Genomic DNA, 14,714 nt, shown 5'->3' on the forward strand with positions numbered 1-14,714 from the left:
GGGGCCACGAGCCCGCACGGGGCCACGGGCCCGTACGCGGTGCGGGCCCCCGCGTACGGCCCCGCATGAGCGCCCGCTTAGAAGTGCGGCCCGTGTCACACCGCGCACCCGGTGACCTGCCCCGGTACGGGCCGGTAACTTCGGGGGCGGACCGGCCACTTCACCCCGCCCGGCCCGGAACGCGCCCCATCCCGCCCGGAACGCGCCCGCACCGCCCAGAACCTGGAGCCCCGATGCCCGAAGCCGTCATCGTCTCGACCGCCCGCTCCCCCATCGGCCGTGCCTTCAAGGGCTCCCTGAAGGACCTCCGCGCCGACGACCTCACCGCGACCATCGTCCAGGCCGCCCTGGCCAAGGTGCCCGAGCTGGACCCGCGCGACATCGACGACCTGATGCTCGGCTGCGGCCTCCCGGGCGGCGAGCAGGGCAACAACCTGGGCCGCGTCGTCGCCGTACGGATGGGGATGGACCACCTCCCCGGCTGCACCGTCACCCGCTACTGCTCCTCCTCGCTGCAGACCTCCCGCATGGCCCTGCACGCCATCAAGGCCGGCGAGGGGGACGTGTTCGTCTCCGCCGGCGTCGAGATGGTCTCCCGCTTCAGCAAGGGCAACTCCGACTCCCTGCCCGACACGCACAACCCCTTCTTCGCCGAGGCCGAGGCCCGTACCGCCGCCCGTGCCGAGCAGGAGGGCGCCGACTGGCACGACCCCCGCGAGGACGGTCTCGTACCGGACGCGTACATCTCCATGGGGCAGACCGCCGAGAACCTGGCCCGCCTCAAGGGCATCGGCCGCCGGGAGATGGACGAGTTCGGCGTCCGCTCGCAGAACCTCGCCGAGGAGGCCATCAAGAACGGCTTCTGGGAGCGGGAGATCACCCCCGTCACCACCCCCGACGGAACCGTCGTGGCCAAGGACGACGGCCCGCGCGCCGGTGTCACCCTCGAAGGCGTCCAGGGCCTCAAGCCCGTCTTCCGCCCCGACGGCCTGGTCACCGCCGGCAACTGCTGCCCGCTCAACGACGGCGCCGCCGCCCTCGTGATCATGTCCGACACCAAGGCGCGGGAGCTGGGCCTGACTCCGCTCGCCCGCATCGTCTCCACCGGCGTCTCCGGCCTCTCCCCCGAGATCATGGGGTACGGCCCGGTGGAGGCCAGCAGGCAGGCGCTGAAGCGCGCCGGGCTGACCGTCGGCGACATCGACCTCGCCGAGCTGAACGAGGCCTTCGCCGCCCAGGTCATCCCGTCCTACCAGGACCTCGGCCTCGACCTGGACAAGGTCAACGTCAACGGCGGCGCGATCGCCGTCGGCCACCCCTTCGGCATGACCGGCGCCCGGATCACCGGCACGCTGATCAACAGCCTCCAGTTCCACGACAAGCAGTTCGGCCTGGAGACCATGTGCGTCGGCGGCGGCCAGGGCATGGCCATGGTCATCGAACGCCTGAGCTGACCCGCCCGCTCCGAGCACGGAAACGCCCCGGCCCGCGACCGCGACGGCCGGGGCGTCCCCGTGCCCCCGGTTGTGGAACAGCTCACGAAACACCCCGATCAGCGAGCGCGCGAGCCCTCCCGAGCGCACAATCGGGTGAGCGCCCGAGGAGCGCGCCTTGCCCGCGCGCCCCTCCACTCGCCTCGCGTCCCAGTCGTGACCCAATCTCCCCCAGGCTGTGACCTGGCCCCGGAGAGGTGGGGAAACGTGCAGGTCACAGCGGGGACGGAGGGCGCACCAGGCCCAAAGACCTGTCCGTTTCGTGACGTTATGCCCTATGGGCGAGCGGACGGGCACGGGAAGCTGAGGTAGGAATTCCGGGGGATCGGTCGGGGGACCGATGCAGGCTGGGGTCCGCCCCGGAGTCCGCCCAGGGGATCGCGATGAATTCAGGAGTACGCACGTGAGCGCCATGTCTTTCGCCCTGCTGCTCGCCACCGCTGCCACGGCGGCCATCGGCGGCGCCGCCCTGCACACCGTGCGCGGTCTCCGCCAGGAGGTCGCCGCCCTGCGCGCCGACCGCGCCGCCGACCGGGCGGAGGCCGCGGAGCTGCGGGCGCGGGCTGCCTCGGCCGTGCTCCCGCAGCAGACCCGCGGCGACGCGTCCCCGGCCGCCGAGATACGGGCCGCGGTGACCGAGGCCCTGGCCGAGGAGCGCGAGCGCGAGCTGGCCGAGGCACGGGCCTTCTGGGCCGCGCAGGAGGCCCGTGACGCGGCCGACGCGCCCTCGCTGCTGGCCGGCCTGAGCACGGCCGAGCAGGAGTCCCTCGCGTACTACCTGCCGCAGCCCACGGACTTCACGGGCCTCAAGGAGAGCGACCTGGAGGCCTTCCTGGCCACCTCGCGCGGCGAGCTGAACTTCGCCGAGGAGTTCGACCTGCCGCCGTACGGCACCGCCCCCGAGGAGGAGGTCGCCACCGGCGACGAGCCGGACGACGAGCCGGAGGAGGACTCGGCCGCCCTGGCCGCCGCCCGCCGCCGGCACCCCTCGCACCCCGACTTCGTACCGGTGCAGACGTCCCGGACGACCGGCGACCACGCGTTCACGATGTCCCGTCTGGAGGACCTGGCCGCGGCCCGCGCCCCGCTCGCGGACGTGCGCCCCGGCCCGCTGGGCACCCTCGACATGTACGTCTTCGCGGACGGCACGACGCTGTGCATGACCCCGGGGCACCGCGAGACGGCGGAGCGGCTCGCCGAGGCCCTGCGGGCCGGCCACACCCCGGTGCTGCTGGGCGGCTCCGGGATCTCGGGGGCGTACGCACTGACCTTCTCCTGCGGCACGGAGAACGTCTACATCCTGGCCGACCGCGTCATCGCGTCGCTCCCGGACTAGGCCCTCAGGTCCTCCGGAGCCCGCGCTCCGCCGCTTCGACCAGCCGCACGGCCTCGTCCAGTTCCGCGGGCGGGGCCGTTCCCACGGCCAGCGCCAGGTCCCGGCCCGCGACGGCCAGTTGGTCGGCCACCGAGAAGAGGCCGGCGTCCGGGAGCACGCGCGGCGCCCGGCCGGGGAACTCCAGCCGCTGAGCGCGCAGGGCGAGTTCGCGGGCGAGGGCGAGTCCGTCGGCTGCGGCGCCGCGCCGCAGCCGGCTCTCGGGGGTGGACCGCAGGCGGTCGGCCAGCCGTTCGACGGCGGTCAGCAGGGGGGTCGTATCCAGCACGCCGCGACCCTACGCGCCCGTCCCGGACTGTTGCCAACGGGCCCTCGCTCAGGCACGGTGCAGTGGAGGACCTTCCGCCGAGCACAGCCTTCCGGAGGCGCCGATGTCCCAAGTCTTCTCCGACGAGACCCATCGCAACCTGCTCTCCCGCATCCCCCACTGCACCGGTCGTGAAGTGTCCGACTGGTTGCGCACCGTCGAGGACGGTCCCTCCCTCTTCCGCTTCGAGGAGAAGGTGAGCTGGCTCCGCAGCGAGCACAACCTGGCCCACGGGCACGCCAAGGCGATCATCCACGAGTACGACCTCAGGCGCGCCGCCCGCAACCTCCGCTGACCTCCACTCCTCCGCCCCCCTGTCGACGCGGAAGGGCCCGCGGACCGGATGAATCGGTCCGCGGGCCCTTCCCGTGCGTCAGCCGGTGCTGCCCGTCGGCTAGTCGTCGCCGCTCAGGATCGAGACGAGACGCAGCATCTCCAGGTAGATCCACACCAGGGTCATGGTGAGGCCGAAGGCCGCCATCCAGGACTCCTCGCGGGGCGCGCCGTAGGCCACGCCGTCCTCGACCTGCTTGAAGTCGAGCGCCAGGAAGAAGGCGCCGAGCAGGACGCCGACGAGGCCGAAGACGATGCCGAGGCCACCGCTGCGGAAGCCGAGGCCGTCACCGCCGCCGAAGACCATGAACAGCAGGTTCACGGCGGTGAGCACCATGAAGCTGATCGCGGCGATCATCAGGTAGCGGGTGAAGCGGGCGGTGACGCGCACGATGCGGGTCTTGTAGAGCACGAGCATCGTGGCGAAGACCGCCATGGTGCCCAGAACCGCCTGCATCGCCGCGCCGGGCGCGACGAACGTGTTGACGTAGTTGCTGAGCGCGCCCAGGAAGAGGCCCTCGAAACCCGCGTACGCCAGGATCAGCGCCGGGTTGGGCTTCTGCTTGAACGACTGGACCAGGCCGAGCACCATCGCGACGAGCGCGGCGCCGATGGCCAGGCCGAGGCCCATGTTGGTGATCCACGCGACGGCCGCGCCCGCGACCACGAGGCCGAGCGTGATGGCCGTGCGGGTGACGACGTCGTCCATCGTCATGACACTGCCGCGCGGCGGCGCCACGGGGGCGCCGTACTGGTCCTGCTGTGCGTACGGGTTCGTCGCGTACGGGTTGGTCGCGTCCTGGGCGTACGGGTTCCCCTGGGCGTAGGGGTTGCCCTGCGTACCAACGGCGGGGCCCCCGGCCTGCGGCTGCTGGGCGTTGAAGCCCGCGTGGCCGTTGTCGCGGCCGAACCCCCGTCGCGAGAAGACCGGGTTGCTGCTCCTCATCTCACTCCTCCATGGCCACCGTGTGCGACCTTGCTGTCAAGAGTAATGGGGTAGCAAAGAAACCACCCCTGTACCCAAGGAGGATCTTTCCCCGATCGTGACGAACCGGGGAAGGCCCGGAAATGTTCCGGCGGAGGAGTGCGCCGACCCGTTCGGCCCGCCCCCGCACGCCCGGCGCCCCGCGCTCGGACGCACTCGTACGGGGTCGAATCGCCTCCGGGGCATTAGCCGGGGCCATTCGCGGGGACCTGAGGGAGATGAACGTCAACCACGAAGGGCCGACCCCGGCCCACCAGCGCCCAGAGGGTGTCAGCGACGCGACGGTGGAGGCCCTGGGCTCCGTGTCCAAGGCCCTGGAAACGGTCGAGCGGGCCCGCGGCCACCTGTACGAGTTCCACCAGCTCACCGGCACCGCCGATCTCGAACTCGGCCGGGCGGTCGAACTGCTGCGCAAGGCCGGGCACGAGGACTGGGCGGACCGCGTCGACCGGGAACTCGTCGGCCGCAACGTCCTGGAAGGACGCTGGACCTTCCAGGTGGTCGAGGAGTACGACGCCGGTTTCTACGAGCCGTACAAGAGCGTGGAAGCGGAGCTGCGCGAGGACCTGGCGCAGGGCCGCAGCCACCTGTACGAGGCCGAGATGAAGGAGGCCCGCCGCACGAAGGGCGCTGCGCACCACGCGGCACACCCGTAGCACGGGCATCCCCGCGCGAGGGGCGCGTCCCCGGGGGGGGACCGGGCGTCACAGAACTGAGCCGGCCGCCGCCGGGGCGGCGCACGGGGAGGACCTGGCCGGTCGGGCCGAGTACCACGGGCCCGACACGGCCCGGGTCGCCGGCTCCGGGCGGCAGGCGCCCGTGACGGTCCGACATGGTGGTGCTGCTCTCGTGGCCCGAGGTGCACGAGTGGTGCCCGGAACCGGACTCGAACCGGTACGCCCCCGAGGGGCAGCGAGGTTTAAGCTCGCCGTGTCTGCATTCCACCATCCGGGCAGGCGCGCGGGCCGCGACAATGGCTCAGAGCCTATCCGCAGGCGTCCCCCGAACAGCGGTACTTCCGGCCTCATGCTGTCTTATTTTATGGGCGCTTGATGGTGCGTCAGCGATGCGACCGGTCCATTGGCACATGCCGGAGCAGGTGCGGAGTCGTGTCGTCCGGGTGTCGCAGCGTGCACGGGATTGACGGAAACTCGACGTCTTGTGCACGGCTGATCGCTCTTCGCGCACACCCGCCGGGTCCTCGGGGTCGGCGTCATCCTCAGGTAGGACGGCGGTGCGCACGGGTCAGACCGCAGACTGCCCCAGGACTGCCGTGCGGAGGGACTCGGGGACGTAAAAGCGCCGTGAGGATGGAAAGCGTCCCCCCAAGCGTCCCGACAGGAGCTCCACCGTGACCACGTACCCGTACCCCGCCGCGCACCAGACCACCGCGGTCGCCGCCCGCGCCACCGAGCTGTCGAAGGTCTACGGTCACGGCGAGACGCAGGTCGTCGCGCTGGACAAGGTGTCCGTCGACTTCCGGCGGGGCGAGTTCACCGCGATCATGGGCCCCTCGGGCTCCGGCAAGTCCACGCTGATGCACTGCGTGGCCGGACTGGACTCCTTCTCCTCCGGTTCGGTGCGCATCGGCGACACCGAGCTCGGCGCCCTGAAGGACAAGCAGCTCACCCAGCTCCGCCGGGACAAGATCGGCTTCATCTTCCAGGCGTTCAACCTGCTGCCGACGCTGAACGCCCTGGAGAACATCACGCTCCCCATGGACATCGCCGGCCGCAAGCCCGACGCGGCGTGGCTGGAGAAGGTCATCGAGATGGTCGGCCTGTCCGGGCGGCTCAAGCACCGCCCCTCCGAGCTGTCCGGCGGCCAGCAGCAGCGCGTGGCGGTGGCCCGCGCCCTGGCCAGCCGTCCGGAGATCATGTTCGGCGACGAGCCGACCGGAAACCTGGACTCGCGTTCCGGCGCCGAGGTGCTGGGCTTCCTGCGCAATTCGGTACGGGAACTGGGCCAGACCGTCGTCATGGTCACCCACGACCCGGCGGCGGCCTCCTACGCGGACCGGGTGGTCTTCCTGGCCGACGGCCGGATCGTGGACGAGATGCTGCACCCCACCGCGGACGGCGTCCTGGACCGGATGAAGGACTTCGACACCAAGGGCCGTACGAGCTGACGCCCCCGCTCCCGCCCTGCCCCCCGCCCTCTCTTCCTCACCCCAGGACGTAACCCCCATGTTCCGCACCGCCCTGCGCAACGTGCTCGCGCACAAGGCCAGGCTGCTGATGACCGTGCTCGCCGTCATGCTCGGCGTCGCCTTCGTCTCCGGCACCCTGATCTACAGCGACACCCTCTCCAACGCCTTCACCAAGCAGGCATCCAAGAGCCTCGGCAACGTCGCCGTCGGCGTCGAGACGTACCACAACAAGAACGACTCCAAGGGCGTCCCCGGCGTCAGCGAGGCCCTGGTGAAGAAGATCGGCGGGCTCGACGGCGTCGAGACCGTCACCCCCCGCGTCGACGGCTTCGCGGGCGCCGCCTCCCGCAAGGGCGAACTGCTCGCCCAGGGCTGGTCCAACCGGGGCGGCAACTTCGCCCCCGGCAAGGACGGCAAGGACCCGGCCTACACCTTCCGCGACGGCGCGGGCCCGGCGAACGGCACCGAGATCGCCCTCGACGCCAAGACCGCCGAGAAGGGCGGCTACAAGGTCGGCGACAAGGTGCGCGTCGCCACCAACCAGCCCGCCAAGGAGTTCACCCTCTCCGGTGTCTTCACCACGGAGGACGGCGAGGTGAACGCGGGCGGCTCGCTGGTGCTGTTCGACTCCGGGACCGCCCAGCGGCTCTTCCTGGAGCCCGGCTACTACGCGAACCTGACGCTCACCGCCCGGCCCGGCGCCGACAACGACAAGCTGGTCTCCGAGATCAAGCCGCTGCTGCCGGAGGCCGCGGACATCAAGACCGGCGCGGAGCTCGCCGCCGAGCAGACGAAGCACATCAAGGAGGCCACCAGCGGCCTCACCCAGGTGCTGCTCGGCTTCGCCGCCATCGCGCTGTTCGTGGGCGTCTTCCTGATCTCCAACACCTTCACCATGCTGGTCGCCCAGCGCACCAAGGAGGTCGCGCTGATGCGCGCCGTGGGCGCCTCGCGCAAGCAGATCACCCGTTCCGTACTGGCGGAGGCCCTGATCGTCGGCCTGATCGCCTCGGTCGTCGGCTTCTTCATCGGTGTCGGCATGGCCGCCGCCATGGGCCCGCTGCTGGACTCCATGGACGCGCAGATGCCCGCCGGGGACATGGTCGTCGGCGTCACCCCGGTCGTCTCCGCGCTGGCCGTCGGCGTGCTGATCACGATGCTGGCCGCCTGGCTGCCGGGCCGCCGCGCCGCGAAGATCCCGCCGGTCGCCGCGATGAACAGCCTGCACTCCACTCCCACCACCAAGTCCCTGGTCGTGCGCAACTCCATCGGCGCGGTCCTGGCCGCCGTCGGCGCGGCCCTGATCGTGCTCGGCTCGACCATGGGCGGCGACGGCAAGACGGTCATCGGCGGCGGCGCGTTCCTGGCGCTGCTCGGCGTCATCGTGCTGATCCCGCTGCTGTCGCGGCCGGTCATCGGTCTGGTGCAGCCGCTGCTGAACCGGGTCTTCAAGATCTCCGGCAAGCTGGCGGGCCTGAACTCGGTGCGCAACCCGCGCCGTACCGGCGCCACCGCCTCCGCCCTGGCGATCGGCCTGACCCTGGTGACCGGCCTGTCCGTCATCGGCGTCACCGTCGGCAAGTCCATCGACCGCTCGACCACCGAGCAGATCAAGGCCGACTACACGGTCCAGATGGCCAACCAGTCGGAGATCAGCCAGAGCGTCGTCGACGCCCTCGCCAAGGCCCCCGGCGTCACCGTCGCCACCCCGAAGCTGACCGCCGGTCTGGAGGCCGAGGGCGGCTACCTGGTCACCGACGGCGTCAACCCGAAGGCGCTGGGCCCGGTCCTGTCCTTCACGGTGCTCCAGGGCTCCGAGGACGCGCTCACCCGCGGCGAGGTCGCCGTGAACAAGACGCTCCGCGACAAGCAGGGCCTGCGGCTCGGCCAGCAGATCCCCGTGACGTACGAGGACGGCAAGAAGGACACCCTGAAGGTCGGCGCGGTCTTCGAGGACAGCGACAACTTCAACGAGGTCGTCATGGACGTGCGCACGCTCGCCACGCACTTCAAGACGCCGATGTACTACGCGATGTACGTGCAGATGGACGGCGGCGAGTCCGCCGCGAACAAGCAGGCGCTGGTCGACGCGACCGGCAAGAACCCGGCCATGGTGATCATGGACCAGGAGCAGGTGCGCGCCCAGGTCGGCGGCATGATCAACCTGATGCTGAACATCATGTACGGCCTGCTGGCGATGGCCCTGGTGATCGCGGTCCTCGGCGTCGTCAACACCCTCGCGATGTCCGTCTTCGAGCGTCAGCAGGAGATCGGCATGCTGCGGGCGATCGGCCTGGACCGCAGCCGGGTGAAGACCATGATCCGGCTGGAGTCCGTGGTGATCTCGCTGTTCGGCGCGGTCGTCGGCGTCGTCCTCGGCACCTTCATCGCGTGGGCCGTGGGCGAGACGTTCAAGGACAAGATCCCGGCTTACGCCCTGACCATCCCGTGGGACCGCATCGGGGTCTTCCTGCTGCTGGCCGGTGTGGTCGGCGTGCTGGCCGCCATGTGGCCGGCCCGCAGCGCGGCGAAGCTGAACATGCTCTCCGCGATCAAGGCCGAGTAGCCGGGGGAACGGGACGAGGGGGCGGCCCCGCCACGCACGACGTGGTGGGGCCGCCCCCTTTCTCGCGGTCCGCGTCCCAGGGGGTCATCCGCCCCACACGCGGGACCGCAGCGGCAGCCCGGACGCCCCCGAGGCGGCGGGCTTCACGGCGAGGACCTGGTTCACGCCGATCTTGTTGTGCTCGAAGGAGAGCGCGGAGGCGGCCATGTACAGCCGCCAGACGCGGGCCCGGCCGGGGGTGACCGTCTGCACGGCGGCCTCCCAGTTCTTCTCCAGGCGGGCCACCCAGTGGCGCAGGGTCAGGGCGTAGTGCTCGCGGATCGACTCCAGGTCGCGGACCTCGAACCCGGCCTCCTCCAGCAGGGCGACCGTGCGGCCGACCGGCGCCAGTTCGCCGTCGGGGAAGACGTAGGAGTCGATGAAGGCGTCGACGTGGTACGTCTCCTCGCTGGTGAGCGGGCGCCGGGCGATCTGGTGGTTGAGCAGCCTGCCGCCGGGCTTCAGCAGGGCGTACAGATCGGCCGCGTACTCCCCGTAGCGGACCGCTCCGACGTGCTCGGCCATGCCGATGGAGGAGATGGCGTCGTACGGGCCGAATGGGGCATCCCCTGCTTGAGCGGAGCCGAGAGCTTGGGGAAGGACGTCGCGGTAGTCCTGCACCCGGATCTCGACGCGGTCGGCGAGGCCCTCCTCGGCGACGCGCTCGCGGGCGTGGGCGGCCTGCTCGGCGGAGATGGTGATGCCGGTGACGTGGACGCCGTAATGGCGGGCGGCGTGCAGGGCCATGGAGCCCCAGCCGCAGCCGACGTCGAGGAGGCGCTGCCCCCGCTTCAGGTCCAGCTTGCGGGCGACGAGGTCGAGCTTGTCGCGCTGGGCGTCTTCGAGGGAGGCGTCGGGGTCGGGGAAGTAGGCGCAGGAGTAGACCATGGACGGCCCGAGGACCAGGGAGTAGAAGTCGTTGCCGACGTCGTAGTGGTGGCTGATGGCCTCCCTGTCGCGACGCCTGGTGTGCAGCCGGCCGGTGTGCCGGCGCAGTTCCTCGGGCGGCGGGGGCGGCGGCGGACAGGGACCGCCGAGCTTCAGCAGCTCGCGGGCCGCGGCGCGCAGGCGGGGGTCCCGCAGCGCACGGACGGCGCCCGGGCCGTCGCCCTCGCGCTCCCAGATGAGGTCGGCGAGCAGGTCCAGGGCCTCGTAGAGGTCGCCCTCCACGTCGATCTCGCCGGCCACCCACGCGCGGGCGAGCCCCAGTTCGCCGGGCTTCCACAGCAGGCGGCGCACGGCCCTGCGGTCGCGGATCGCGAGGACCGGGGCGCCCGGCGGGCCCGCCTCGCTGCCGTCCCAGGCCCGGATGCGGACGGGGAGCGGGACGGAGAGGAGTTCCTCGGCAAGTCTGGTCAGCCGCAGTGCGGCATCGGCCATGGTGCACACCTCCAGGATTCGCGATGACGTACGGGCATCGGCGTACTACCCGACATAACACCGGGGGGAGGGCGCCGCATCCCGGGTCCGGGTCACGGGAGGGCAAAGCGCATGGCCGCTACACCTGGTTGGGCGCGGAAACGCCGAAGGGGCCGCCCGCACCACGGATGGCGGGCGGCCCCTTCGGACCGGACGTACGGAGCGCGACTGCTGACGAAGCGTCAGGAGGCGTTCGCTTCGGCCTTCTTCGGCTCGGCGGCGGCCGGCACCTTCACCGCGTCGACCGGAGCCGGCGCGGGCTTGGCGGCCTCGTAGAACTCCTCGCGGGGAGTCTCCATGGCGCCGAGCGAGACGACCTCGCGCTTGAGGAACATCCCCAGCGTCCAGTCGGCCAGCACGCGGATCTTGCGGTTGAACGTCGGCATCGCCATGCCGTGGTAGCCGCGGTGGGCGTACCAGGCGAGACGGCCCTTGAGCTTGATCTTCATCTTGCCCATGACGATCATCGCGACGCCCTTGTGCAGGCCGAGACCCGCGACCGCGCCCTTGTTGGCGTGGCTGTACTCCTTCTGCGGGAAGCCCCGCATGCCGGAGACCACGTTGTCGCCGAGGACCTTGGCCTGGCGCAGCGCGTGCTGGGCGTTGGGCGGGCACCAGGCGTTCGGGTTGCCGTTCTTGCGGCCGACCAGGTCCGGGACCTGGGCGTTGTCGCCCGCGGCCCAGATGTAGTCGCTGCCCTGCACCTGGAGGGTGGCCTGGGTGTCCACGTGACCGCGCGGGCCGAGCGGCAGACCGTAACGCGCGAGAACCGGGTTCGGCTTGACGCCGGCCGTCCACACGATGGTGTTGGAGTCGACCTCGAGGCCGTTCTTCAGCACGACGTGGCCGTCGACGCAGGAGTCCATGGAGGTCGAGAGGTGGATCTCGACGCCGCGGGACTCCAGGTGCTCCTTGCCCCAGCGGCCCAGGTCCGGGCCCACCTCGGGAAGGATCTTGTCGGCGGCGTCGACGAGGATGAACCGCATGTCGTCGCGCGAGACGTTGGAGTACTGCTTGGCGGCGTCGCGGGCCATGTCCTCGACCTCGCCGATGGTCTCCGCACCCGCGAAGCCACCGCCGACGAAGACGAAGGTGAGCGCGCGGCGGCGGACCTCTTCGTCGTGCGTGGAGTCGGCCTTGTCGAGCTGCTCGATGACGTGGTTGCGCAGGCCGATGGCCTCCTCGACGCCCTTCATGCCGATGCCCTGCTCGGCGAGGCCGGGGATCGGGAAGGTGCGGGAGACGGCGCCGAGCGCGACGACCAGGTAGTCGAAGGGCAGCTCGTACGCCTCGCCGACCAGCGGGGAGATCGTGGCGACCTTGCGGTCCTGATCGATGGTGGTGACCCGGCCAGTAAGCACCTCGGCCTTGGGAAGGACGCGTCGCAGCGGTACGACGACGTGCCTCGGCGAGATGTTGCCGGCGGCGGCTTCGGGCAGGAAGGGCTGGTAGGTCATGTACGAGCGCGGGTCGACGACCGTGACGGTCGCTTCCGCATAACGCATCTTCTTGAGAATGCGCTGTGCCGCGTACAGGCCTACGTACCCACCGCCTACTACGAGGATCCTGGGACGCTCCGTGGTGCTCATGGAATCGAGTATCCACCCCGCCACGGGGGTCCCCTCGTGAGCCCCTTCACAAGGTCTTCGGCACCCTCTGCTACACTGCGCGGCCCACGTGACCCAGGTCATGCCCCGGGCGGGGAACCACTCCTCCTCCCGGCGCGTTGGAAACCCCTTCCCAACTGGCCCGATGGCCCCTTCCGGCGGGTGAACCACTTATCCGCCCCCTACCTCGGCGGCGCGCCCTGAAGCGTCCGTTATGCACACCCCCGGGCCCGAAGGCCCACCCCTTCGGCCCTCCGGCGCGAAAAAGGGGCCCATCGGGCCCCTTTTCCTTGTGAAGAACTTCACGAACTTCGTTCCGCGCCCGGCCGCGCCGCCCTCCGCAGGCGCCCGGATCAGGCGATGGACCAGCCGATCCCGTCCAGGATGTCGTGCTCGGAGACCACCACTTCCGAGGCCCCCACGCGCTCCATGAGGGCCAGCAGGATCAGGGCGCCGGGGACGATGACGTCGACGCGGCCGGGGTGCATCGCGGGCACGGCGGCCTTGTCGTCGTGCGTGGCGGACACCAGCCACTCGGTGATCTCGCGGACCTTCTCGTACGGGATCCGGGAGCGGTGGATGGCCTCGGAGTCGTACTCCTCCAGCCCCAGCGCGATCGCGGCGACCGTCGTCACCGAGCCCGCGAGGCCGACCAGCGTGCGGGGGCGGCCGGTGAGCGGCACGGTCTCGGCGGCCAGGTCCAGGGCGGCCGCGATGTCCGCGCGGATCGCGGCGACCTGCTCGGGGGTGGCCGGGGCGGACGGCTGGTGGCGTTCGGTGAGGCGTACGCAGCCGATGTCGACGGAGCGGGCCGCCTCGACGCCCTCCCGGCCGACCACGAGCTCCGTGGAGCCGCCGCCGATGTCCACGACGAGGTAGTCCTCGCCGGAACCGGTCAGCTCCTTGGTGGCGCCGGTGAAGGAGAACGCCGCCTCCTGGTCGCCGGTGATCACCTCGGGCTCGACGCCCAGGATGTCCAGGACACCGGCGACGAACTCGTCCCGGTTCTCGGCGTCGCGGGACGCGGAGGTGGCCACGAAGCGGACCTTCTCGGCGCCGTGCGCCGTGATGATCTCCGCGTACTCGCGGCAGGCGGCGAACGTCCGCTCCAGGGCCTCGGGGGCCAGCCGGCCGGTGCGGTCCACGCCCTGGCCCAGGCGGACGATCGTCATGCGCCGGTCCAGGTCGACCAGCTCGCCCGTCCTCGGGTCGGCGTCCGCGACCAGCAGGCGGATGGAGTTCGTACCGCAGTCGACGGCGGCGACCCGGGTCACCGGGCGGCCTCCGTGTCGGCGCACGGCGTCACGCAGGGGCCCTTGGCCCACCACTCCGGGAGCAGGGCCAGCGCCTCGTCGCCGAAGGGGTTCACGCCGGGGCCGGCCACCAGGGAGTGGCCGACCAGCACGTGCAGGCACTTCACCCGGTCGGGCATCCCGCCCGCGCTGGGGAAGCCCACCAGCTCCTCGATCGCGTCGCGCCGCTCGAGGTAGTCCTCGTGAGCGGCCCGGTACTGCTCGGCCAGCTCCGGGTCGGTGGCGAGCCGCGCCTGCATCTCCTTCATGAGGCCGGAGCCCTCCAGGGTGCCGATGGCGCCCGTGGCCCGCGGGCAGGTCATGTAGTAGAGCGTGGGGAACGGCGTGCCGTCCTCCAGGCGCGGGGCCGTCTCGACCACGTCCGGGTTGCCGCAGGGGCAGCGGTGCGCGATCGCGCGCAGCCCGCGCGGCGGGCGGCCGAGCTGGAGCTTGAACGCCTCGATGTCCCTCTCGGTGGGCTCGGTGCGCGGCGTGGTCGGGGGCGGGGTCTGCATGCGTGCCTTCTGTCGGTCTGTTCCGGTGACGTTCTGCGGTGCGGGTCTACGGTTCGCCGCGGTCGGCCCGGTCGACGCCGTCCCACACGTTGGAGTACCAGGGCCGGTCGGCGGCCCCGTTCCCGTCGGGGCGCCGGGCCGTGCCGGGGGCCTGGGGGTCGTACATGGTGAAACCGGTCTCGCCCGGCTTCACGTAGTGCAGGTGCTCGCGGGAGAGGCGGACGACGTACGCGTCGTCCATCAGGCGGGCCTTGGCGTCGCGGAGCTGCTCCACCCGCCGGTGCGCCTCGTTCCTGGCCCGCTCCTGGTCGGCGATCTCGGTCGCCTGCGAGAAGTAGCTCCGTATCGGATACGCGAGGGCCACCACCAGCGTGCACAGCACGAGCACCAGCAGGGCGGCCCGGCCGGTGAGCCGGGAGCGGCGGGCCTGGCGGCGGGTCTGGGAGCGGTAGACGCGGGCGGCGGTCTGCTCGCCGAGCAGCCGCAGCCGGGTGGTGGTCGAGAACCGGTCGCCCTTGTTGCGTGCGGCCATCCTTGAGTCCTCCCCGTTACGCGCCGACGTCCCCGCACACGGTACGGGACCGGGTACGGGGACGTACGGAGGCGTGGACCCCCG

Annotated in this window: 13 protein-coding genes and 1 tRNA gene; 6 read left to right on the forward strand and 8 right to left on the reverse strand. The window is 71.4% G+C overall.

The window, feature by feature from the left end; translation table 11 throughout:
- Positions 1–233 precede the first annotated feature (233 nt).
- Both ACIP93_RS00290 and ACIP93_RS00295 read left to right on the forward strand, forming a co-directional pair.
- Positions 234–1,454, forward strand: coding sequence for an acetyl-CoA C-acetyltransferase (locus ACIP93_RS00290; RefSeq protein WP_401753998.1), 1,221 nt, complete (start codon positions 234–236; stop codon positions 1,452–1,454).
- A 451-nt stretch (positions 1,455–1,905) separates the two neighbouring features.
- On the forward strand, positions 1,906–2,829 hold the full coding sequence (locus ACIP93_RS00295) for a hypothetical protein (RefSeq protein WP_401755578.1): 924 nt from the start codon (positions 1,906–1,908) through the stop codon (positions 2,827–2,829).
- A gap of 4 nt (positions 2,830–2,833) precedes the next feature.
- Here the strand turns inward: ACIP93_RS00295 and ACIP93_RS00300 are convergent, their stop codons facing one another.
- The gene (locus tag ACIP93_RS00300) at positions 2,834–3,154 is read right to left on the reverse strand and encodes a hypothetical protein (protein WP_345222252.1); all 321 of its coding nucleotides are present in this window, start codon (positions 3,152–3,154) and stop codon (positions 2,834–2,836) included.
- A gap of 103 nt (positions 3,155–3,257) precedes the next feature.
- Between ACIP93_RS00300 and ACIP93_RS00305 the strand changes: the two genes are divergently transcribed.
- The gene (locus tag ACIP93_RS00305; protein ID WP_345222251.1) at positions 3,258–3,488 is read left to right on the forward strand and encodes a DUF4287 domain-containing protein; all 231 of its coding nucleotides are present in this window, start codon (positions 3,258–3,260) and stop codon (positions 3,486–3,488) included.
- Between the two features lie 99 nt (positions 3,489–3,587).
- Here ACIP93_RS00305 and ACIP93_RS00310 read toward each other — a convergent pair whose 3' ends face one another.
- Complete coding sequence (locus tag ACIP93_RS00310; protein WP_345222250.1) at positions 3,588–4,472, reverse strand: Bax inhibitor-1/YccA family protein; 885 nt, start codon at positions 4,470–4,472, stop codon at positions 3,588–3,590.
- Positions 4,473–4,729: 257 nt separating this feature from the next.
- Between ACIP93_RS00310 and ACIP93_RS00315 the strand changes: the two genes are divergently transcribed.
- Positions 4,730–5,167, forward strand: a complete 438-nt coding sequence (locus tag ACIP93_RS00315; RefSeq protein ID WP_345222248.1) for a hypothetical protein — start codon at positions 4,730–4,732, stop codon at positions 5,165–5,167.
- Between the two features lie 212 nt (positions 5,168–5,379).
- Here ACIP93_RS00315 and ACIP93_RS00320 read toward each other — a convergent pair.
- Positions 5,380–5,465, reverse strand: a tRNA-Leu gene (locus tag ACIP93_RS00320).
- 397 nt (positions 5,466–5,862) lie between these two features.
- Between ACIP93_RS00320 and ACIP93_RS00325 the strand changes: the two genes are divergently transcribed.
- Together ACIP93_RS00325 and ACIP93_RS00330 are read left to right on the forward strand one after the other, a co-directional pair.
- Positions 5,863–6,639 (forward strand): ABC transporter ATP-binding protein, encoded by a 777-nt coding sequence (locus ACIP93_RS00325; protein WP_401754004.1) that lies wholly within the window; start codon positions 5,863–5,865, stop codon positions 6,637–6,639.
- A gap of 58 nt (positions 6,640–6,697) precedes the next feature.
- Positions 6,698–9,226: an ABC transporter permease gene (locus ACIP93_RS00330; RefSeq protein ID WP_401754007.1), complete on the forward strand. Its 2,529-nt coding sequence runs from the start codon at positions 6,698–6,700 to the stop codon at positions 9,224–9,226.
- An 84-nt stretch (positions 9,227–9,310) separates the two neighbouring features.
- Here ACIP93_RS00330 and ACIP93_RS00335 read toward each other — a convergent pair whose 3' ends face one another.
- The 5 genes from ACIP93_RS00335 to ACIP93_RS00355 all read right to left on the reverse strand — a co-directional run bounded on the left by ACIP93_RS00335 (position 9,311) and on the right by ACIP93_RS00355 (position 14,630).
- Positions 9,311–10,645, reverse strand: coding sequence for a cyclopropane-fatty-acyl-phospholipid synthase family protein (locus ACIP93_RS00335; RefSeq protein WP_345222234.1), 1,335 nt, complete (start codon positions 10,643–10,645; stop codon positions 9,311–9,313).
- Between the two features lie 221 nt (positions 10,646–10,866).
- Positions 10,867–12,273, reverse strand: a complete 1,407-nt coding sequence (locus tag ACIP93_RS00340; protein ID WP_345222232.1) for an NAD(P)/FAD-dependent oxidoreductase — start codon at positions 12,271–12,273, stop codon at positions 10,867–10,869.
- Between the two features lie 371 nt (positions 12,274–12,644).
- Positions 12,645–13,565: a Ppx/GppA phosphatase family protein gene (locus ACIP93_RS00345; protein WP_345222229.1), complete on the reverse strand. Its 921-nt coding sequence runs from the start codon at positions 13,563–13,565 to the stop codon at positions 12,645–12,647.
- Positions 13,562–14,098, reverse strand: coding sequence for a DUF501 domain-containing protein (locus ACIP93_RS00350; protein WP_345222226.1), 537 nt, complete (start codon positions 14,096–14,098; stop codon positions 13,562–13,564). Before ACIP93_RS00350 ends, ACIP93_RS00345 begins: the two co-directional genes overlap by 4 nt.
- Positions 14,099–14,144: 46 nt before the next feature.
- The gene (locus ACIP93_RS00355; RefSeq protein ID WP_345222224.1) at positions 14,145–14,630 is read right to left on the reverse strand and encodes a septum formation initiator family protein; all 486 of its coding nucleotides are present in this window, start codon (positions 14,628–14,630) and stop codon (positions 14,145–14,147) included.
- Positions 14,631–14,714 lie beyond the last annotated feature (84 nt).

This window comes from Streptomyces sp. NPDC088745, from assembly GCF_044751045.1.
Taxonomy (GTDB): domain Bacteria; phylum Actinomycetota; class Actinomycetes; order Streptomycetales; family Streptomycetaceae; genus Streptomyces; species Streptomyces cremeus.

Bases quoted from the DNA above. Each gene is read 5' to 3' on its own strand.
- ACIP93_RS00290 (WP_401753998.1), top strand. From the start codon at position 234: ATGCCCGAAGCCGTCATCGTCTCGACCGCCCGCTCCCCCATCGGCCGT.
- ACIP93_RS00295 (WP_401755578.1), top strand. From the start codon at position 1,906: ATGTCTTTCGCCCTGCTGCTCGCCACCGCTGCCACGGCGGCCATCGGC.
- ACIP93_RS00305 (WP_345222251.1), top strand. From the start codon at position 3,258: ATGTCCCAAGTCTTCTCCGACGAGACCCATCGCAACCTGCTCTCCCGC.
- ACIP93_RS00310 (WP_345222250.1), bottom strand. From the start codon at position 4,472: ATGAGGAGCAGCAACCCGGTCTTCTCGCGACGGGGGTTCGGCCGCGAC.
- ACIP93_RS00315 (WP_345222248.1), top strand. From the start codon at position 4,730: ATGAACGTCAACCACGAAGGGCCGACCCCGGCCCACCAGCGCCCAGAG.
- ACIP93_RS00330 (WP_401754007.1), top strand. From the start codon at position 6,698: ATGTTCCGCACCGCCCTGCGCAACGTGCTCGCGCACAAGGCCAGGCTG.
- ACIP93_RS00335 (WP_345222234.1), bottom strand. From the start codon at position 10,645: ATGGCCGATGCCGCACTGCGGCTGACCAGACTTGCCGAGGAACTCCTC.
- ACIP93_RS00340 (WP_345222232.1), bottom strand. From the start codon at position 12,273: ATGAGCACCACGGAGCGTCCCAGGATCCTCGTAGTAGGCGGTGGGTAC.
- ACIP93_RS00350 (WP_345222226.1), bottom strand. From the start codon at position 14,098: ATGCAGACCCCGCCCCCGACCACGCCGCGCACCGAGCCCACCGAGAGG.
- ACIP93_RS00355 (WP_345222224.1), bottom strand. From the start codon at position 14,630: ATGGCCGCACGCAACAAGGGCGACCGGTTCTCGACCACCACCCGGCTG.